Source organism: Kitasatospora sp. NPDC101176 (genome assembly GCF_044768035.1).
In the GTDB taxonomy this organism is placed as follows: Bacteria; Actinomycetota; Actinomycetes; order Streptomycetales; family Streptomycetaceae; genus Kitasatospora.
Genome location: NZ_JBIWPA010000027.1, coordinates 66434 through 86012, shown reverse-complemented (window position 1 = coordinate 86012; position 19579 = coordinate 66434). Strand labels below are relative to the sequence as shown.

Below are 19579 nucleotides of genomic sequence, written 5' to 3'. Positions count from 1 at the left end.
TTACGGTTACAGATATTGACGTGTCCGGGTCCGGGCGGGAGTCTGACGGTGAGGCAGCGCGACCCGCGCTGCCAGGCCGTCCACACCGCCCCCCCTCGCCGTCCCCCCGGCGGCCCTGACCGTTCCTCGGCCGCCCCCACCGGCCCTGGCCGCCCCCACCCCCTCGGGAGCCCCCGTGATCACTCGCCGGAAGGTGCTCGGCGCCTCCGTCGCGGCCCTGACCGCGCCCGCCCTGTTCGCCCTCGCGCAGACCGCGAACGGCAGCACCACCCCGCAACAGCTCGACGTCGACCTGGTCAACGCCGTCCCCTCCCAGCCGGTCTACGCCCACGTCCTCGGCCTCGACCCGGCCCGGGGCAACAGCTGGGCCTTCCTGCGCTCCGACGGCAGCACGCTCTACCACCCGCCGTCCCCCTCCGCCCCGGGTGCGCCGCTCGGCGCCGACTGCGCCATCGCGCTGGGCGCACCCGGCGCCACCCCGTGCCGGATCCGGCTGCCCTACCTCTCCAGCGGACGGATCTACCTCTCCGTCGGCCGCCCCCTGACCTTCCTGATCAACCCCGGCCCCGGCATCGCGCTGCCGTCGGTGAGCAACCCCACCGACCCCAACATCGCCATCTCCTACGGATTCTGCGAGTTCACCTACGGGCCGGACCAGCTGTACGCCAACATCAGCTACGTCGACTTCGCCGCCGTCCCGATCGCGTTCGACCTGACCACCGGCGACGGGCGGCAGCGCGTGAGCGGCCTGCCCGCCGGCGGTCTGGAGTCCGTCGCGAGCGCGCTGCGCACCCAGGCCGCCCAGGACGGCGGCGACTGGGCCCGGCTGATCGTCCCCGACTCCGCCGGCCGCACCCTGCGCATCCTCAGCCCCAACACGGCGATCAGCGCCGACCCGGCACTGTTCGACGGCTACCTCGACGGCTACCTCGCCGCCGTCTGGCAGAAGTACCGGAGCACCGACCTGGTGATCGACACCCAGGCCGGCTGGGGCACCGTCACGGGCCGGGTCGCCGCCGACGGCGTCCTCACCTTCCCCGGCGTCGGCGGCTTCGCCCGGCCCTCCACGGCAGCCGTCTTCAACTGCAGTTCGGCACCGTTCACCACCGGCAACGACCTGATGGGCAACCTGAGCGCCCGGATCGCCGCCGCGCTCAACCGCACCACCCTGCTGGACGATCCGCACCAGCCGACCGGCGAGAACCCGGCCGCCTTCTACACCGCCGCCCGCACCAACCACTACGCCCGCATCCTGCACGCGACCAACCCCGACCACCTCGGCTACGCCTTCCCGTACGACGACGTCCACCCGGCCGGGGTGGACTTCGAGGGCCGGGTGCAGTCGTCGAGCCCGACCCTGCTCTCCGTCACCGTCGGAGGCGGCCAGGGCCCGGTCGACCCGGGTCCGTCCCCGCAACCCGGCGGCGGGACCAGCGCGTTCGGGACGATCCAGGCCGAGTCCTACGGCTCGCAGTCCGGCACCGCGCTGGAGACCTGCGGCGACACCGGCGGGGGCCGGGACGTCGGCTGGATCGCCGACGGCGACTGGCTCGCCTACCCGGGCGTCGACTTCGGCGGCTCCGGCGCGAGCCGCTTCCAGGCCCGGGTGGCCTCCGGCGCCGCCCCCGGCGTCAGCGGACTGGTCCAGGTCCGGCTGGACAGCCCGACCGCCGCACCGGTCGGCAGCTTCGCCGTCGCCAACACCGGCGGCTGGCAGGCGTGGCGCACGGTGCCCGCCGACATCACCCGGACCACCGGGACCCACACCGTCTACCTCACCTTCGCCAGCGGACAGGGCGCCGACTTCGTCAACCTCAACTGGTTCACGTTCAACTGACGCCCGCCGCGCGGACGACGACCCGGGCGGCCCGGCCCGTACGGCCCACGCGGCGCTCGTCCGGATTCTCCCGGCGTCGCCTGAGCCCCGCTGCTCCGCCCGGCCGTCGAGTCCCTGCTCCGCCCGGCCCGTCGAGTCCCTGATCTGCCCCGGCTCGTCGAACCCCTGATCTGCTGCACCCCCTCCGGTCCCGGCACGGGTGGAGAGCAGCCGGCGGTCCCGCGCGGTCGCGGGCCCGCCGGCTCCGTGCGTGCGGCCCGACGCCGAGCCGGGTGGCCCGGCGCGAGCGGGCGGGCGAGCGGTCCGCCGCCGCGTTGCGGTTCGGCCGTACGGGGGCAGGTCGCCCGACATCGTCGACGGGAACGGCCGGGACGAAAACGCCTCCGTTAGCGTCGTGCCGGGGGCAGATCACGGACTCGGAGTGTGCTGATGGACCGCTACCCGCCGATCGCCGACCACGGTCTGGTGGGTGACCTCCAGACCGTCGCGCTGGTCTCCGCCAAGGGCGTGATGGACTGGTTCGTCGCTCCCAGGGTCGACTCGCCGAGCATCTTCGCCGCCCTGCTGGACCACGACCGCGGCGGCCACTTCCGGATCTGCCCCACCGCCGAGGACGTCACCCACCGTCAGCTGTACTACCCGGACACCGCCGTCCTGGTCACCCGGTTCATGTCCCCCGAGGGCGTCGGCGAGCTGATCGACTGGATGCCGCCGCTCACCTCCGGCGGCGCCACCGACCGGCACACCGTGGTCCGCGGCATCCGCGTGGTGCGCGGCACCGTCACGTTCGACCTGGACTGCCGGCCGCGCTTCGACTACGGCCGCGCGCCGCACGAACTCCACCTCGACGACCGGTACGCCGCCTTTCGCGCCCCCGGCATCGCCCTCCACCTGCGCAGCACCTTCCCGCTGCACCGCAGCGGCGACGACGTGGCCGGCACCGTCACCCTCAGCGCCGGTCAGACGGCCGGTGCCGTGCTCACCGTTTGCGCCGCGGACGGCGCCGTGCCGCCCCCGACGAGCGAGGAGCAGATCACCGAGGGGCTCTGGGACGCCGTCAACTTCTGGCAGGACTGGGTCCGCACCGCCAACTACCGCGGCCGCTGGACGGACATGGTCCGCCGGTCCGCGATCACCCTGAAACTGCTCACCTACGCCCCCACCGGCGCGCCGATTGCCGCCGCCACCACGGGCCTGCCCGAGCAGGTGGGCGGCGAGCGCAACTGGGACTACCGCTTCACCTGGGTGCGGGACGCCTCGCTGTCCGTGCGCGCCCTGCTCGACCTCGGCTTCCACGAGGAGGCCGGCGCGTTCACCCGCTGGCTCGGCGACCGCCTCCACGAGCGGCTCGAACTGCCCGGCGAGCGGCTGCAGATCATGTACCGGGTCGACGGCGACCCGGAGTTGACCGAGGAGGTGCTGGAACACCTCGAGGGGTACCGCGGCTCGTACCCCGTCCGCGCGGGCAACGCCGCGATGGACCAGCTGCAGCTCGACATCTACGGCGAGGCGATGTACGCGCTGACAGAAGCGCGCGAGATCGGCATCCAGGCGGGCTACCGCGGCTGGAAGGCCACGGCCCGGATGCTCGACTGGCTCGCCGACAACTGGGACCGGCCCGACGAGGGCATCTGGGAGACCCGCGGCGGGCGCAAGGAGTTCACCTACAGCCGGGTGATGACCTGGGTCGCCTTCGACCGGGGCATCAGCCTCGCCGAGCACTTCAGCCGCCCCGCCGACATCGCGCGCTGGCGCCGGACGCGCGACGAGGTGCTGGAGCAGATCATGACGCGGGGCTGGAGCGAGCGCGAGAAGGCGCTCGTCCAGCACTACGACGGGGACGTCCTGGACGCCTCGCTGCTGGTCGTGCCCCGGGTCGGCCTGCTCGCGCCGCGGGATCCGCTCTGGCTGTCCACCCTCGACGCGATGGAGCGCAAGCTCGTCTCCGACAGCCTGGTCTACCGCTACGACCCCGCCGCCTCGCCCGACGGACTGCGGGGCTCCGAGGGCACCTTCAGCCTCTGCACCTTCCTCCACGTCGACGCGCTCGCCCGCGCCGGGCGGCTGCGGCAGGCCCGCTACGCCTTCGAGAAGATGCTCACCTACGCCAACCACGTCGGCCTGTTCGCCGAGGAGATCGGCCCCTCCGGCGAGCAGCTCGGCAACTTCCCGCAGGCCTTCACCCACCTCTCCCTGATCATGGCGGCCAACACGCTGGACAGCGCCCTGGACGCGAAGCGGGGGTCCTGAATGGCCCAGGACCCGGCGCCGGCGGCGCTCGGCGCCGCGGAGTTCCGCGCCCTGTACCGGCGGCTGCGCCGCGACCGGCCGGGCGGCGCCCTCGCCGAGCTCACCCCGGACCGGGTGGCCGCCGCGGCCCGCGAGGTGCGGTCGGGGCTGCGGGTCTCCCTGGCCGCACCCGTGGAGACTGCTCCCGGGCCGGACAACCCCGAGCCCGCCGTCCACGGGATGACCGGCGCGGTGGCCGGCCGGCTGCCCGCCGAGGGCCTGGCCTTCGCCCGCGACCGCATCGCCATGAACGTGCACGGCGACGCCGACAGCCACCTGGACGCCCTGTGCCACGTGGTGTACGACGGAACGCTGTACGGCGGCACGGACGCGGACACCCTCACCCCGCACGGGGCCGGGGCCCTCTCCGTCGACCTGGTCCGGGACGGCATCGTCGGCCGGGGCGTGCTGCTGGACGTCCCGCGGCTTCGCGGGGTGCCCTGGCTGGAACCGGGCGAGCAGGTCGGCGCCGCGGAGCTGGCCGAGGCCGAGGCCGCCCAGGGAGTCCGGGTCGGCCCGGGCGACCTGCTGTTCGTCCGGGTCGGGCACCGCCGGCGCCGGTCCGAGCTCGGCGCCCGGGACACCGCGACGGCCCGTGCGGGGCTCCACCCGGGCGCCATGGAGTTCCTCGCCGAACGGCGCGTCGCGGCCCTCGGCAGCGACGGCAACAACGACGCCGCGCCGTCCCGGACGGAGGGCGTGGACTACCCCGTGCACGTGCTCGCGGTGCACGCGATGGGCGTCCACCTGCTGGACTACCTGCAGTTCGAGGAGCTGGTGCCGCTCTGCGTGCGGGAGCGGCGCTGGTCCTTCCTGTGCGTGGTCGCGCCGCTGCGCCTACCCGGTGCCACCGGCTCCCCGGTGAACCCGGTCGCGATCCTCTGAAGGGCCCCGGCGGGCAGTGCGGGGTGCGGGGTGCGGGGTGTGCGGCGTGCCAGGGCCCTGCCCGACCCTCCCTGAGGTGCCGCCCGGCCGCGTCGGAGGTAGCTTGCAGAGGACGGGACTTGTCCTGCCAGGCGGCGGTGCGGTGGTGTCACACCCCCCGTCGCAAGGGTCACCGCGGGGGCGGGCACACGGTGCAGGGCAGGCAACGACTCCAGATCGGACACCCTCCGTGGCAGGCGATCAGCACTACGACGTCATCGTCGTCGGCACCGGAGCCGGCGGCGGCACCCTCGCCCACCGGCTGGCGCCGACCGGAAAGCGCGTCCTCCTCCTCGAACGCGGCGACTACCTGCCCCGCGAACGGGACAACTGGGACTCCACCGCGGTCTTCGTCAAGGGGAAGTACCGGGCCCCCGAGTACTGGTACGACAAGGACGACAACGCCTTCCCGCCCGAGGTCAACTACTACGTCGGCGGCAACACCAAGTTCTTCGGCGCCGCACTGTTCCGCCTGCGCCCCGAGGACTTCGGGGAACTGCGCCACCACGGCGGGACCTCCCCGGCCTGGCCGATCGACTACACGGACCTCGAGCCCTACTACGCCCGGGCCGAGCAGCTCTACCGGGTCCACGGCCGCCACGGGGAGGATCCGACCGCGGGCCCGGCGAGCTCCCCGTACCCGTTCCCGCCCGTCGAGCACGAGCCCCGCATCCAGCAGCTCAGCGACGACCTGGAGAAGCACGGCCTGCACCCGTTCCACCTGCCGATCGGCGTCGACCTGGCCCAGGACGAGCACGGGCGGCCCCTCCACGGCAGTGCCTGCATCCGCTGCGACCGCGTGGACGGCTTCCCCTGCCTGCTCGGCGCCAAGTCCGACGCGCAGGTGATCTGCGTCGACCCGGCCCTGGAACACGACAACGTCACCATGATCACCCGTGCCGACGTGCGCCGGATCGAGACCGACGCCACCGGCCGGACCGTCACCGGGGTGGTCGCCGACCTCGGCGACGGAGCCACCGCCACCTTCACCGCCGACGTCGTGGTCGTCGCCTGCGGAGCCGTCAACTCGGCCGTCCTGCTGCTGAGATCGGCCGGCGACCGGCACCCGGACGGGCTCGCGAACGGCTCCGGCATGGTCGGCCGCAACTACCTGCGGCACAACAACCTCGCGCTGATGGCCGTCTCCAAGGAGCCGAACCCCACCCGCTTCCAGAAGACGCTCGCCCTGCACGACTGGTACCTGGGCGCGGACGACTGGGACTACCCGCTCGGCGGGATCCAGATGCTCGGCAAGTCCGACGCCGAGCAGATCCACGGCGAGGCGCCGCGGTGGGCGGGCGCCGTCTCGCCCGACCTGCCCTTCGAGGTGCTCGCCCACCACGCCGTCGACTTCTGGCTGTGCGGCGAGGACCTGCCCGCCCCCGACAACCGGGTGACGCTGGACGCCGAGGGCAACATCCACCTCGCCCTGGACGAGCGGAACAACACCGCCGGACTCGGCCGGCTGCGCCACAAGCTCCAGGGCATGCTGGGCAGACTCGGCATGCACGAGCACCACCTGCTCCCGCACAGCATCTACCTGCACAAGGGCATGCCGATCGGTGCCACCGCCCACCAGGCGGGCACGGTGCGCTTCGGCACCGACCCGCGGACGTCCGTCCTCGACGTCGACTGCAAGGCCCACGAACTGGACAACCTCTACGTCGTGGACACGTCCTTCTTCCCCAGCATCGGCGCCGTGAACCCGTCGCTCACCGCCATCGCCAACGCGCTGCGGGTGGGCGACCACCTCGCCGACCGGCTGCGCTGAACGACCGGCCGCGCCGGACGATCCGCCGTGCCGGGCGACCGGCCGCGCCGGACGACCGGAAGTTCCGAACACCCGTACCCCACAGGAGAGTCGGCGATGACGACAGGACAGATGGACGCTCTGGTGATCTTCGGCGCGACCGGTGACCTGGCCAAGCTGGAGACCTTCCCCGCCCTCGTCGGCCTCGCCGAACGCGGAGTCCTGGACGTCCCGGTCGTGGGCGTGGCCAAGGCCGGCTGGGACCTGCAGCAGTTCCGCGACTACGCCGAGGCCTCGCTCACCCTCAACGGCATGGACCCCCGGGCGCCCGCCGCGACCAAGATGCTGGGCCTGCTGCGCTACGTGGACGGCGACCTCGGCGACGACGCCACCTACCAGGCGATGTCCGAGGCCATGGGCACCGGCGGGCGGGCCCTCTACTACCTGGAGGTCCCGCCACCGCTGTTCGGCCGGATCGCCGCCGGCATCGCCGGCGCGGGCCGCGCGAAGGACGCCCGCATCATGGTCGAGAAGCCCTTCGGCACCGACCTGGCCAGCGCCCGCGCCCTCAACGCCACCATGCACACGTACTTCCCCGAGGACGCCATCTACCGCGTCGACCACTGGCTCGGGCTCGACCCCGTCGAGAACGTCCTGTTCGCCCGGTTCGCCAACTCCGTGATCGAGCCGCTGCTCAACCGCACGCACGTGGAGAGCATCCAGATCACCATGGCCGAGGCCTTCGACGTCTCCGACCGCGGCCGCTTCTACGACCGGACGGGCGCGATCCGCGACGTCATCCAGAACCACATGCTGCAGGTCCTCGCCACCGTCCTGGCGGACCCGCCCGCCGGACACGGCCTGGGCGCCTGGCGGGACACCAAGGCCGTCGCGGTCGGCTCGCTGCGACCACTCGCCACCGACCACATCGTGCGCGGACAGTACGAGGGCTACCGGGACGTGGCCGGCGTGGACCCGGAGTCCACCGTGGAGACCTACGCCGCGATCCGGCTCACCGCCGACTCCTGGCGCTGGGCCGACGTGCCGATCCTCATCCGGGCCGGCAAGTGCCTCCCGGTGACGGCCACCGAGGTGAGCATCCGGTTCCGGCGCGCCCCGCACGACGTCTTCGGCCTGCGCCCGGCGCCCGCCACCAACATGCTCCGCTTCCGGATCTGGCCGGAGACCGAGGTGGCGCTCACCCTCGCCGGCAAACAACCGGGCGGCGGCTGGCAGGCCAACCACGAGGAGCTCGCCTTCAGCCAGCTCCCGGGCTCGGACATGCGCCCCTACGACCGGCTCATCGGCGCCGCACTGGACGGCGACCGCTGGCTGTTCGCCCGCCAGGACACCGTCGAGGCCGCCTGGCGCATCGTCGACCCGGTGCTCGGGGACGCCGTCCCGGTCCACCCGTACGCCCGCGCCACCTGGGGCCCCGGCGAGGCCGACGCCCTCCTCGCCGACGGCGAGACCTGGTACGACCCGGCCGGCTGAGGCCCGCGCCGGACCCGCCGCCGGACGGGCCGTACGGTCCGCTCAGGGCTCGTCGTAGTAGCGCCGCTCCTCGACCGTCTCGTCGGCCCCGACTCGCCGGACCAGCCGTCGGCGCCGGAACACGTTCGCGTACGTGATCATGCCGAGCAGACCCGCGGCCATCAGGATCCAGCCCACCATGTGCAGGTCGACACCCTTCACGTGCCAGTCCGACGCGAAGGCCAGGATCGCGCCGGAGGCGAACAGTACGATGCAGCCGCCAATGCCCATGTCGTCTCACTCCTCGTCAGTCGGCTGGGTCCCGGGTGCCCCGGATCCGGGCACCGACACCTGCCGGGTGCGGAAATCGGCGGCGGTTCCCCGGGTTTGCGACGCCGTTCACGGGTGAGACGAACGCCATGGGCAACTACGTGATCACCGTTCCGGGGACCGTCCGACGACCGGTGGGGGAGGCCGCGCGCCGCACCCTGCTGGCCGTCGTGCACGGTGCGGACCCGGAGGAGGCCGGCGTGGAGGTACCCGACCTCGACGTCCTCACCCTGGACGAACCGGAGGGCACGTTCGTGCTGCGCCTGGAGGTGCAGGCCGCCGACCGCGGCGAGGCGGGCGACACGGCCCTCGGCCTGGCCCGGCGGGCCTTCGCCGCCGCCGGATACCAGGAGGACGCGGTGGACATCGGCACCCCGGCGGTCACCGGCATCGACGTCGGCTGATCCCCCGCCGGGCCGCCGCCGGGCCGCCTCCCGGGAACGCCGGGCCCCGGCGGTGGACGGCGGCCCCCCGATCCGGCGGGCCCGGTGAGTCGGTCCCGGGTCCCGGGCGGGTGGGCGCTCAGACTGCGATTGCCGTGGACGCCGTCGCGGTCTGCCACCCGTGTGTTCGTGCCGGAAGGATCCTTCGTGACCTCAGTGACCTCAGTGACTCCTGTGACCTCCGTGCCCTCCCCGGCCGGCTCGCGGACCCGGCCGACCGCCGGCCGCGGCAGGGTGCGCCGCCGGGTGGCCGTGGTCGCCGCGCTCGGTGTCGCCGTGACCGTCACCGGTGCGGCCCCCGCCCACCGGGCGGCGGGCGCCGACGGCCCGTTCCCCGTACCGGCGGCGGTCGGCCGGGCCGAGCAGGTGATCACGGTCGAGGCCTCCGGGACCCGCGCCACGGTGACCACCTGGGCACGGCAGGACGGCGCCTGGCGGGCGCTCGCCTCCACCTCCGACGCGCGGATCGGGTCCGGCGGCCTCCACGACGGTCCCACCCGCGTCCAGGGCACCGGGACGACGCCGTCCGGCACCTACACCCTCACCCAGGGCTTCGGCATTGCCCCCGACCCGGGCACCAAGGTGCCCTACCACCGGGTCACCACCCACGACTGGTGGGTCCAGGACCCGACCTCCGCCCACTACAACCGGATGCGCACCGACACCGAGGGCGGCTTCCACCTGACCGATCAGGGCGCCCTCGGCAGCGAACACCTCATCGACCACCCCGTCCAGTACGAGAACGTCCTGGTGATCGACTTCAACACCTCCCCGGTGGTGAAGGGCCGCGGGGCCGGGATCTTCCTGCACGACCTCGGCCCCGGGGCCGAGGCCACCGCGGGCTGCGTCGCCGTCCCCGCCGCCTTCATGACCGGGATCATGCGGTGGATCGACCCCGCCGACCACCCCGTCATCGCCATCGGCTGAAGAGCGGGGATCCTACGGTCGGCGGCATCCTCGGCGGGCCGGGGTCCGGGGCCGTCCCGCCGGAGATCCGCTCACATGGACATGTCCGGCGGCATGGACAGCCCCGGGACCAGGCCCGGATTCCAGGGGACGAAGCAGGCGTAGACGATCAGGGCGACGCCCAGGACGATGCTGAACGCCTTACCGTGGCGCCAGGTCTTCTCCAGGAACACGGCCGCGGCCAGACCGGCCATCCAGGCGAGGTTCATCACGCCGACCACGATCAGGACGACCATCAGGCCCCAGCAGCAGCCGACGCAGTAGCCCCCGTGGTAGACGCCGACGCGGACGTCGCGCAGCCGACCGGAGTAGCCCCCGAAACGCATGAGGAAGCCGATGGGGGAGCGGCAGTGCCTCAGGCAGCGGTCCTTGAGCGGGCTCATCTGGTACAGGCCGGCCCCCGCCAGCAGGACGGCGGCGACCCAGGGCGCGGCGTCCGGCGCCCGGGCGGCGAGTTCGCCGCCCGCCCAGGCCACGCCGAACGCGGCGAGACCGAAGGCCTCCCAGGCGAGCAGGTAGCCGACGACCAGACCGGTGCTGCGGCCCGCGCGCGTCCACCCCGTCGTCCGGGCGCTCAGCGTCCGCAGGTACAGGGAGACGACGGGCATGACGGAGGGCAGCATCATCGCGGCCATCATCAGGCCCCACAGGACCAGGAATCCGGCCAGGTCGCGGCCCATGGTGCCCGGTCCGGGCGCCATGCCGGACGCACTGCGGACCGTCAGGATCCAGGCCAGGGCCGCCACGGCGAGCAGCGCCGCCCAGCTCGCCGGGACGACGGCCCGTCGAGTCAGCAGTGACGACATTCAGGCCGCCCAGGAGAACGGCGCCGAGAAGGCGTTCTTCCCTTCGTTCCCGAACTCGAGGCCGAAGGCGTTCACCCGCGACGTCGTCGCGACTCCGGCCGCGAGGGTGTCGGCGGGGAACCCCACCCCGCTGACCTTGACGCCCCTGCCGGTCGCGTCGAGGGGCGAGACGAAGTCCTCGACCTCGATGTCGACCGCGTCCCCGATCCGCACACGGTGGTTCCGGCCGTCGTCGGCGTAGTCGATCCGGGCGACCTCCAGGCCGAGCATCTCGCCGACCAGCGGACCCAGGGCCTCCATCGGGCCCCCGCGCTGGCCGGAGAAGACCGCCCCGAGCGCTTCGGCCTGCTCGGGTGAGGCGGCCTCGTCCATGATCACGCCCATCCGCCAGCCGCCGTCGCTCATCAGCGGCGGGGTGTCGGCCACCACGGCGACCGTCAGACCGCTCACGTCGACGTCGTCGACCTGGCCGGACCCGACGTGAAAGGCCAGGAAGACCCGGCAACGGTCGTAGTCCGCCGGGGCCGTGAGGCCGGAGGTGGAGCAGGGGCACACCATGTCGCAGTTGCAGTTCTCGAAATACGTACCCTCGATACGCCATGCCATCGGAAGCTCCCTTCCTAGGCCGAGGCACACGTCTCGTGATCCATTCTCCTCCCCGTGGGATCACCCGGCAACGCGCCGGCGTGCGGGTCGACGGTGGCCCTGACCAGCGGCTCCGGCCGGTCGCTCCGATCCGCGGCGGACGCCCGGTCCGGCTCAGGCCGGGGGCCGTTCAGGCGGGATCGGGGCGTCGACGGGTGGCCGGGACCGTCCCCGCGGCGGTGGGCGCGCCGGTGGACGTGCCGGGGAACGCGGTGGTGATCGGTGCGAGCAGCGCGGCGAGACGGCGGGCACCCGCGGTGCCGATCGGTGCCCACAGCGCGGCGCAGTGCTCGTCCGTCTCCACTTCGATGCGTTCGCGGGCCGCCCGCCCGGCGTCGGTGAGCACGGCACCGGTCCGCCCGGCGTCGGCGTCGAGCCAGCCGCGCGCGACGAGGCGTGCCGTCGCCGCGTTCCACTCCCGGTCGTCCCACTGGCGGGTCGCTCGCGCGAGGGCCGTCGGGAGGTGGCCGGTCGCGGTGTGCAGGACGAGGCAGTCGCACGGCCCGACACCGTGGTCGGCGAGGACGACGAGATGGGCGTCGCCGCGCCACTCGCGCGCCACCGTGATCTGCTGCCACAGCGCGACGAGGGGATCGGCGGGGAGCGCGACCGAGGCGTTCGCCGCGGCCAGCACCTTGCCGGCGTAGTCGGCCCCGGCGACGACCGGGTCGATGAGTGCGCGCGCCTCGGCGAGGTGGCCGTCCGTGACGTGGACGTTCGCGCGGCGCATCGCCCGGCCGACGGCCAGGAAGCGGGCGGCCTGCCACCGTTCCGGCGGTGCGGTGTCCCAGACGCCCGTCATGGCACGGACAGCGCGCGGGCTGAAGTTGTAGAAGGCCGCGAGCGTGACCTGCCACGGGACCGTACCCAGCGCGGCCGACCGGAAGGCCAGGTAGGCAGGCCCGCGGTCGGTCACGCCGAGTGCGGCGGCCGCCTCGGCGGTCTCGGGGGCCTGGTAGCTGAAGAGGTGGGCGGCGCTGACGGCGCGACTGACCTGGCGGACGGCGTCCAGGTCCATCGGGTCGCGGCCGCCCCCGGGGCGGGTGGAGCGGGGGAGGGGGTCGAGGTGCATGGTGGCGGTTTCTCCGGGAGTCGGGGCCATCGGCAGGCGCGGGAGAACAATGAATCGACCATAGCATCGATAATCGATTATCTTGCGGATCATCTAGGATGAGCCCATGACTCAGACGGTGCACTCCTCGACCCCGCCGGGGAAGCAGATGCTCTCCGAGCAGGTCTACGCACACCTGCGGGACGCGATCATGCGGGGGGACCACGCCCCCGGCGCCCCCCTCAAGCCGCAGGACCTCGCCAGGGAGCAGGGCGTCAGCCTGGCCGTCGTGCGCGAGGCGCTCGTGCGGGTGGTCGGCGAGGGGCTCGCCGACCGGCTGCCCAACCGCGGATTCGCCGTGCCCTCCTTCTCCGACCGCCGCTGGCAGGAGATCGCGGAAGCCCGTCGGACCGTCGAGCCGGTCGTCCTGCGCATGTCCATCGAGCGCGGCGACGTCGACTGGGAGGCCCGCGTGCGGGCCGCCCACCACCGGCTGGCCCGCACCCCGGCGTATCTGCCGGACGAGGGCGAGCACTACACCGGCGCCTGGGCCGAAGCCCACCGGAGCTTCCACCGCACCCTGCTGGAGGGGTGCGGCAACCACGCCCTGCTGGAGACCTTCGACCGGATGTGGACGGCGAGCGAGCTGGCCCGCCGTTGGTCGGCGCAGCGCACCCCCGACCGGGACGGTGTCGCGGAACACCGCATGCTGGAGGAGGCGGCGCTGGCCCGCGACGCCGACACCGCCGCCGCGGTCCTGGTCCAGCACCTCACCCTGACCGCGGCCGCCCTGACCGACGGTTAGGCCCTGGCCTGCCAGGCGTGCGTGGCACGCCGCAGCCACCTCCCTGCCCTCCCTGCCGGAGCGGTTCCCGTGGGAATCCTCCCCTGGCCGGTCGACCGGCGGGAGGCGTGATCCGATGCCTCCGAGGGTGCTTGGGCCGCGGCGGCCGTCCGCCGCTGCCTCTCGGCGCGTTCGCAGCCGACGTCCTGGCAACTCCGCGAGGTCGTGGCGGCGTTCGGGGAGCCGTGGGAATCCCGTGGACCAGGTGGCGGACGCCCACACTGTGGCGCCCGAGGTATGTGTCGCCGCCATAGGGATGGCACTCCGGCATCCGTAACGTGTCGCGCACGGGAGCCGAACGAGGAGGAGTGACGCACATGCGGAGGAACGGACGTGGCGGGCGGAGAGGCTGGGGCTGGCTGCTCGCGAGCGTGCTGGCGCTGATCGGTGCGGTCGTTCCGGCGGGGTCGGCCTCGGCGGCGGTGCCGCCCTACCTGACCCTGGAGGCGACCTACAGCAGCGTCGCCAACGGCTGGGACCGCGTCGAGCGCTACCTCGACACCACCTCCGGCTTCCGCCAGGAGCAGTATCCGCCGGACGGCCGCGGCAACCAGGACGGCCAGCGGCTCACCTTCTTCGGCGGCGTCAAGCAGCCCTTCTCCGGCCGTTTCCTGCTCTACTCGGCCCCGGGCTGGAACACCGGAGCGCGCCAGGTCCCGGTGCTGCTGGTGCACGGTGCCAACGACAACCCGGACCGGGCCTGGGCCAACCCCGGCGAGTCCGGCGGTTACGGCTGCGGCGCCGCCTCGTGCCCGAGCACCGGGCTGATGCAGAAGCTGGCCGGGCAGGGCTACCGGGTCTTCGCGATCGGCTTCGCGCACAAGCAGGGCGACAACCTGATGCAGGCCCAGGAGGTCGGCGACGCGGTCGCGTTGATCCGCGCGAAGCTCGGTGTCCCGCAGGTGGACGTGGTGGGCTGGAGCAAGGGCGAGATGTCGGCCCGGGCCTACGCCTCCTCGGTCAAGCCCGCCTGGGGCCGGGCGTACGCGGGCGACGTGCGCAAGCTGATCACCCTGGGCGGTCCGAACGGTGGCTACGACTACCCCTTCGCGCACGGGTGGGCGCACGACTTCTCGATCTGGCCGCAGTGCGGCGGTGCGATCAACGCCCCCTCTCCGCACCTGCACATGACCTGCTACGGCACCTACACCGCGCACCCGGAGTTCTCCTTCACACCGACGAGCGGCTACGACGACTACCCCGGGCAGCGGCAGATGCTGGCCCGCTGGGACTCGGTCTTCGGCGTCGACCAGACCCAGCAGGACTGGTACACGACCTACTACGGCGGGCAGGGCTTCTACACCGACGGCGGCGGCATCCAGGCCGCGATCGACGCCGGCTCGCTGATCGCCCCGCTGCGCCAGGCCGGGGTGCCCTCCTCGGTGAAGGCGTACCTGCTGGCCGGCGGGACGCCCGACATCCTCGGGATCTTCAACGAGGATCGCGGCCCCAGCGACGGCGTGGTCTTCGTGGCCAGTGCGCTGGACACCACCGGCTTCGGCACCGTCGGCGGCACCGCGCTGATCGCCTCCGCCAACCACCTGGAACTCGGCTGGGACAGCGCGGCGAGCGCGCAGGTCGCCGGCTGGCTGAACTGAGGAGATCCGGATGATCACCGATCGACTGGTGGCCACCGACCGGCTGACCGTGAACTACGCCGAGGTCGAGGGCCGGACCGGGGAGCCCGTGGTCCTGGTGCACGGCAACGTCTCCTCCGGCGTCTTCTGGCACTCGACGATGGCCGAACTCCCCCCACGCTACCGGCCGTTGGCTCCCGACCTGCGCGGCTTCGGCGGCAGCGAGCCGCTCCCGGTGGACGCCACCCGGGGTCTGCGCGACCACAGCGAGGACCTGCTCTCCTTCGTGGCGGAACTGGCACTCGGCCCGGTGCACCTGGTCGGCTGGAGCATGGGCGGCGGGGTGGTGCTGCAACTGCTCCGCGACCGGCCGGAGCTGGTCCGCTCGGTCACCCTCGTCAACCCGGTCTCCCCGTACGGCTTCGGCGGCACCCACGGGGTGGACGGACGGCTCAACTCGCCCGACGGAGCGGGCTCCGGCGCCGGCGGTGCGGCCCCCGAGTTCGTCCGGCTGCTGCGTGAGGGCGAGCCGGGCGCCGGGTCGCCGTTCGCGCCGCGCTCGGTGCTGGACACCGCCTACGTCAGCGAGCCGCTCGCCGAGCCGGACCGCTACGTGGCGGCGATGCTGACCACCCGGACCGGTGAGGACCACTACCCGGGCGACAGCCGTACGAGCGAGGCCTGGCCGGGCTTCGGACCCGGCGAACGCGGGGTGCTCAACTCGATGGCGCCGACCCACTTCCGGATCGACGACCTGGAAGTGGTCGAGCCGAAGCCGCCGATCCTGTGGATCCGCGGTACGGCCGACGTGATCGTCTCCGACGCCTCGCTCTTCGACCTGGCCCACCTGGGGGCCGTCGGTGCGGTCCCGGGCTGGCCCGGCGCGGACACCTGCCCGGCGCAGCCGATGGTGGCGCAGACCCGCGCCGTGCTGGACCGCTACGCGGCCGCGGGCGGGCGGGTCCGCGAGGTCGCGGTGGAAGGTGCCGGGCACAGCGTGCAGTTGGAGCGCCCGAAGGAGTTCCTGGCCGCGCTGGTGGAGACCCTGGGTGGGGTGTGACGGCGAGGCCGCCGCCCCGGAGGGCGCACCGCCCGGGGCGGTCGGCACCTGCGCCGACCCCGGGTGCGTGCGCACACCACCGGGGGAGCACCGGGTATCGGCCTCGACCGCCGTTCATGCCGGACGTCGGCTTCGGCGTGCCCGGCCGCTGAGTTCCGGCTCGCCGCGGAGTTGTTCCGCCGCCTCAGCGGGCCTCCGCTCACGGCGGCGAGATCGCCGGAGACCTCGTCGAGCGGCCGGCCACCCCTGGCTCCGGCCCGGCCCGCCGGCTGAAGGCCGCCGACCGGGGCGTGAGCCCGTCAGAGCGTGCCGAGGGCGGCGTCCTCCCGGTCGAGGTCGTGCTGGAGGCGGCGGCGGGTGGTGTCGCTGATCCGGTGGTCGTCGTAGAGACGGTGCAGTTCGGCGCCCTGGACGGCGATGACCTCGCGGCGCAGCTGGCGGTAGGCGGTGTCGGCGGTGGTGCCGTCGGGGGTCTCCGGGGTGCGGTCGAGGCGGGCGGTGAGGGCGCGGCGGACGCGGTCGAGGGCGGTGTCCGGGACGGCCTCCAGTTCGGCGAGGTGTTCCACGTGGTGGAGGGCGGCGCGGTTGAGGGCGTCGCGGGTGTCGTCCTCCTCGCGGGCGGTGTGCTCGGGTTCGAGGGCGAGGCCGGAGCGGTTGACGACGGCGGCGAGGGTCAGGCCCTGGACGACGAGAGTGAATACGACGACGGCGGTGGTGAGCACCAGGACCAGCGGCCGCCCGGCGAGCTTGGTGCCGTCGTCGGCGAGCAGCGGGATGGACAGGGCCGCGGCAAGGGGCATGACGCCGCGGGTGCCGGCCCAGGTGACCACCCCGGCGACCCGCCAGGACAGCCCGGAACGGCCCCGGCCCCGGCGGGGCTTGACGGCGCGGGTCAGCGGCAGGGTGGAGAGGACGCGTACGGCGATCAGCACCGCGGCGAGCGCCAGCGCCTGCAGTGGCCACCAGCCGGTGCCGGCGGGCAGGTCCCGCACCAGGGTGGGCAGTTCCAGGCCGACGATGGAGAAGACGACGCTCTCCAGCAGGAACACCACCACCGCGTACACGGCGTGCAGCTGCAGCCGGATGTGGGCGTCGGTGAGCCGGTGGCCGGAGCGCCCGAGCAGGACCCCTGCCACCACCACGGAGGTGACGCCGGAGGTGTGCGCGGACTCCGCGAGGACGTACGCCGCGTACGGGGTGACCAGCGCGATGACCGTCTCCAGCACCGGGTCGGTGGTGCGGCGGCGCACCAGCCAGACCAGGCCGGCGACGGTGGCGCCGACCACGCTGCCGCCCCCGCCGAGCAGCAGGAACTCCCCGCCCGCCGCCGGCACGCTCACCGAGGCGCCGACGGCCACCGCGATGCCGACGGCGACCTTGAACAGGACGAGCGAGGTGGCGTCGTTGAACAGGCTCTCCGCCTGCACCAGCACCTGGAGCCGCCCCGGCAGCGCCAGCCGGCGGCCGAGCGCGGTGACGGCCACCGGGTCGGTGCTGGACAGCACGGCGCCGAGCACGAAGGCCATCGCGGGCGGGAGCCCGGCGACGGCGACGGCCGTGAAGCCGACGGCGGCGGCGGAGGCGAAGACCAGGCCGAGGGAGAGGATCGTCACCGGACGCCAGACCATGCGCAGGTCGCGCAGCGACAGCTCCTCCGCGGAGGCGTACAGCAGCGGCGGTAGGACCACCATGCCGATCACCTGCGGTGGGACGTGCAGCGCGGGGACGCCGGGTATCAGCGCCACCCCGATGCCCGCCAGGACCAGCAGGGACGGCGCGGGAACGCGCAGCCGGCCGGCGAAGGTGGCCACGGCCGTGGCCAGCACCACCAGGAGGAGAACGATCGCCACAACGTGCATCGGTGGAAAGGACCCCATCGCAAGAACCGGGGTCACCGCCGCCGATCGCCGCAGTCGTCCCCCGCGCCGACCAGGCTTCCCGGCACACCTGTGGTCATCTTATCGGAGCATTAGCGGAGAGCGGCAGGGCGGGAATCATGGGGCATCGGTGGGTGAGCGGCGTGGACAGGGCGTGACTGTCCTGCTCGCGCAGCCGGTCACTCGCAGCGCTGCACCCACGGTGAGCCGTGGAGGGCGGTGAGCCATGGGCGCGGCGGCCGTCCCCGGTCAGGCGAACTCGCGCAGGCGCGGCCGCACGCCCAGCGCGGTCAGCGCGAGCGCCGCCGCCAACACCGCCGCGCCCAGGCCCGCGGTGGTGGCGTCGAGGTCGTCGTCGCCATCGGCGACCGCTCCCTCGAAGGCACGCTGGTTGATCGCCTGGTTGTCCTCCAGCGCGGCGCTGAGCACGCCGAAGTCCGCATTCGACTGGCCCGGATTGAGGCCCGTGTTGAAGGTGACGGCCTCCTTCAGCCTGCCCTGCGCGTTCAGCTCACGGATCTTCCGGTCGTCGCGCTGGTACTGCTGGAACGCGGCCAGCACCCGCTCCGCCGCGTCCTGTTCGCCGGAGAAGGTGATGTTGCGCAGCTCGTCGCCGAGGTACCCGCCGAAGCCCACCTGGCCGTGGTCGGCCCGGTGCCTGTCGGCCAGCGCGGCAAGCCGGTCGTTGTACGTGGCGAGCGTGGCGCCGCCGACCCGGGCGAAGGACTGGGTCTTGTCGAGGAAGCTCTGCTCGTAGGCAGCCGCCCGGGCGGGGTCGGTCAGGTAGCGGCTCTCATCGGCGTTGAGGTCGTACGCGACCGCGCGCGCCCGGCTGAGGGCGATCACCGAGTCGAAGGAGTTGCTCTTGGCGACCACCAGGTGGTGGTCGGCGCGGGAGGCCAGCGTCAGCGCGGTGACCAGGGTGACCACGGTGAGCAGCGTGGTGACGGCCAGCGGCACGTTCACCAGCCGCCGGAACCGCACCGCCAGCAGCCGCTGCAGCAGCCCGAGCGCAACCAGGGCGGCCAGGCCGGTGAGCAGGATCCACCACCAGCCGCCGGCCAGGGCGCCGCGCTGGTCGGTGTAATTGCCCTCCACGACGGCCGCGTTGGCCTTGGTCACCTCGTCGACGGCCGGCAGCAGCTGCTGGCGCAGCAGGTCGGTGGCCTGCCGGTAGGCCGCGAGGGCCTCCGCCGAGGGTCGGCCGGCCGGGGCGTGGGCCTGGTCCTCCAGCAGCTGGGCGCGAGCCACCAGGGCCTCGTAGCGGCCGAGTTCGCCGATGACGGTCTGCACGGCCCGCTGCCCGGCCTCGTCGCCCGCCACCGCTTCCGTAACGCGCTGGAGGTCGGTGTCGGCTTGAGCGCGCCGCTGTTCATAGGTGTCCAGGGTCTCCTTGCGCAGCGCCGTGTAGTCCGGGTCGGCGCCGAACAGCAGCAGGTTGGCGGCCTGCGCGTCCATGTCGTTGAGCGCGAAGTACAGGTCCGCCGAGCGCACCACCTGCGGGGCGGCCTGGTGGCCGATGACGTCCGTGCCGTCCCGGGCCCCGCCCAGAACGGTCGCGGTCGCCGTTGCGGCGACGAGCAGCGAGGCGAGACAGAGGCCGGTGAGCCCGCGCACCAGGCGCGGGGTGTTCCACCAGTCCCGGCTGCGCCAGGAGCTTCCGAGCCAGTGACGGGGGGCGCGCGGCCCGGGTGGTGGTGCGGCTGT

16 protein-coding genes are annotated in these 19579 nt (G+C 73.5%); 10 read left to right on the top strand and 6 right to left on the bottom strand.

Annotation, left to right across the window (positions count from 1 at the left end):
* Positions 1-175 precede the first annotated feature (175 nt).
* The 5 genes from ACIRS1_RS29380 (at position 176) to zwf (ending at position 8294) form a co-directional block, all read left to right on the top strand.
* Positions 176-1837, top strand: a complete 1662-nt coding sequence (locus ACIRS1_RS29380; RefSeq protein ID WP_402845023.1) for a beta-1,3-glucanase family protein — start codon at positions 176-178, stop codon at positions 1835-1837.
* Between the two features lie 429 nt (positions 1838-2266).
* Entirely contained in the window at positions 2267-4087 is a 1821-nt protein-coding gene (locus tag ACIRS1_RS29375) for a glycoside hydrolase family 15 protein (protein WP_402845021.1), read from the top strand.
* Positions 4088-5011, top strand: coding sequence for a cyclase family protein (locus ACIRS1_RS29370; RefSeq protein WP_402845020.1), 924 nt, complete (start codon positions 4088-4090; stop codon positions 5009-5011).
* 229 nt (positions 5012-5240) lie between these two features.
* Complete coding sequence (locus ACIRS1_RS29365) at positions 5241-6821, top strand: GMC oxidoreductase (RefSeq protein WP_402845018.1); 1581 nt, start codon at positions 5241-5243, stop codon at positions 6819-6821.
* Positions 6822-6917: 96 nt separating this feature from the next.
* Entirely contained in the window at positions 6918-8294 is a 1377-nt protein-coding gene (gene zwf, locus ACIRS1_RS29360) for a glucose-6-phosphate dehydrogenase (protein WP_402845016.1), read from the top strand.
* Positions 8295-8336: 42 nt separating this feature from the next.
* Here the strand turns inward: zwf and ACIRS1_RS29355 are convergent, their stop codons facing one another.
* Complete coding sequence (locus ACIRS1_RS29355; protein WP_360217781.1) at positions 8337-8564, bottom strand: DUF6458 family protein; 228 nt, start codon at positions 8562-8564, stop codon at positions 8337-8339.
* Positions 8565-8692: 128 nt separating this feature from the next.
* Here ACIRS1_RS29355 and ACIRS1_RS29350 point away from each other — a divergent pair, with 128 nt between their 5' ends.
* Together ACIRS1_RS29350 and ACIRS1_RS29345 are read left to right on the top strand one after the other, a co-directional pair.
* Positions 8693-9007: a hypothetical protein gene (locus ACIRS1_RS29350; protein ID WP_360217778.1), complete on the top strand. Its 315-nt coding sequence runs from the start codon at positions 8693-8695 to the stop codon at positions 9005-9007.
* Positions 9008-9220: 213 nt separating this feature from the next.
* A complete protein-coding gene (locus ACIRS1_RS29345) occupies positions 9221-9973 on the top strand; it encodes a L,D-transpeptidase (protein WP_402845014.1) in 753 nt (250 codons plus the stop codon).
* A 71-nt stretch (positions 9974-10044) separates the two neighbouring features.
* Here the strand turns inward: ACIRS1_RS29345 and ACIRS1_RS29340 are convergent, their stop codons facing one another.
* The 3 genes from ACIRS1_RS29340 to ACIRS1_RS29330 all read right to left on the bottom strand — a co-directional run bounded on the left by ACIRS1_RS29340 (position 10045) and on the right by ACIRS1_RS29330 (position 12535).
* Positions 10045-10818, bottom strand: a complete 774-nt coding sequence (locus tag ACIRS1_RS29340; protein WP_402845012.1) for a DUF2182 domain-containing protein — start codon at positions 10816-10818, stop codon at positions 10045-10047.
* On the bottom strand, positions 10819-11424 hold the full coding sequence (locus ACIRS1_RS29335; protein ID WP_360217769.1) for a DUF1326 domain-containing protein: 606 nt from the start codon (positions 11422-11424) through the stop codon (positions 10819-10821). It lies immediately after the preceding gene.
* A gap of 169 nt (positions 11425-11593) precedes the next feature.
* Positions 11594-12535, bottom strand: a complete 942-nt coding sequence (locus ACIRS1_RS29330) for a hypothetical protein (protein WP_402845010.1) — start codon at positions 12533-12535, stop codon at positions 11594-11596.
* Positions 12536-12641: 106 nt separating this feature from the next.
* Between ACIRS1_RS29330 and ACIRS1_RS29325 the strand changes: the two genes are divergently transcribed.
* The 3 genes from ACIRS1_RS29325 to ACIRS1_RS29315 all read left to right on the top strand — a co-directional run bounded on the left by ACIRS1_RS29325 (position 12642) and on the right by ACIRS1_RS29315 (position 15995).
* A complete protein-coding gene (locus ACIRS1_RS29325) occupies positions 12642-13319 on the top strand; it encodes a GntR family transcriptional regulator (protein WP_402845008.1) in 678 nt (225 codons plus the stop codon).
* A gap of 356 nt (positions 13320-13675) precedes the next feature.
* Entirely contained in the window at positions 13676-14956 is a 1281-nt protein-coding gene (locus tag ACIRS1_RS29320; protein ID WP_402845007.1) for an esterase/lipase family protein, read from the top strand.
* Positions 14957-14966: 10 nt separating this feature from the next.
* Entirely contained in the window at positions 14967-15995 is a 1029-nt protein-coding gene (locus ACIRS1_RS29315; RefSeq protein ID WP_402845005.1) for an alpha/beta fold hydrolase, read from the top strand.
* 299 nt (positions 15996-16294) lie between these two features.
* Here ACIRS1_RS29315 and ACIRS1_RS29310 read toward each other — a convergent pair whose 3' ends face one another.
* Positions 16295-17854 carry a Na+/H+ antiporter gene (locus ACIRS1_RS29310; RefSeq protein ID WP_402845004.1) on the bottom strand — a complete coding sequence of 520 codons (1560 nt, stop codon included), beginning with the start codon at positions 17852-17854 and terminating at the stop codon, positions 16295-16297.
* A gap of 267 nt (positions 17855-18121) precedes the next feature.
* Complete coding sequence (locus ACIRS1_RS29305; RefSeq protein WP_402845003.1) at positions 18122-19489, bottom strand: hypothetical protein; 1368 nt, start codon at positions 19487-19489, stop codon at positions 18122-18124.
* Positions 19490-19579 lie beyond the last annotated feature (90 nt).

Coding starts and splice junctions, on each gene's coding strand:
- ACIRS1_RS29330 (WP_402845010.1), bottom strand. CDS start 12,535: ATGCACCTCGACCCCCTCCCCCGCTCCACCCGCCCCGGGGGCGGCCGC.
- ACIRS1_RS29315 (WP_402845005.1), top strand. CDS start 14,967: ATGATCACCGATCGACTGGTGGCCACCGACCGGCTGACCGTGAACTAC.
- ACIRS1_RS29310 (WP_402845004.1), bottom strand. CDS start 17,854: ATGCACGTTGTGGCGATCGTTCTCCTCCTGGTGGTGCTGGCCACGGCC.
- zwf (WP_402845016.1), top strand. CDS start 6,918: ATGACGACAGGACAGATGGACGCTCTGGTGATCTTCGGCGCGACCGGT.
- ACIRS1_RS29375 (WP_402845021.1), top strand. CDS start 2,267: ATGGACCGCTACCCGCCGATCGCCGACCACGGTCTGGTGGGTGACCTC.
- ACIRS1_RS29320 (WP_402845007.1), top strand. CDS start 13,676: ATGCGGAGGAACGGACGTGGCGGGCGGAGAGGCTGGGGCTGGCTGCTC.
- ACIRS1_RS29370 (WP_402845020.1), top strand. CDS start 4,088: ATGGCCCAGGACCCGGCGCCGGCGGCGCTCGGCGCCGCGGAGTTCCGC.
- ACIRS1_RS29335 (WP_360217769.1), bottom strand. CDS start 11,424: ATGGCATGGCGTATCGAGGGTACGTATTTCGAGAACTGCAACTGCGAC.
- ACIRS1_RS29325 (WP_402845008.1), top strand. CDS start 12,642: ATGACTCAGACGGTGCACTCCTCGACCCCGCCGGGGAAGCAGATGCTC.
- ACIRS1_RS29350 (WP_360217778.1), top strand. CDS start 8,693: ATGGGCAACTACGTGATCACCGTTCCGGGGACCGTCCGACGACCGGTG.
- ACIRS1_RS29355 (WP_360217781.1), bottom strand. CDS start 8,564: ATGGGCATTGGCGGCTGCATCGTACTGTTCGCCTCCGGCGCGATCCTG.
- ACIRS1_RS29340 (WP_402845012.1), bottom strand. CDS start 10,818: ATGTCGTCACTGCTGACTCGACGGGCCGTCGTCCCGGCGAGCTGGGCG.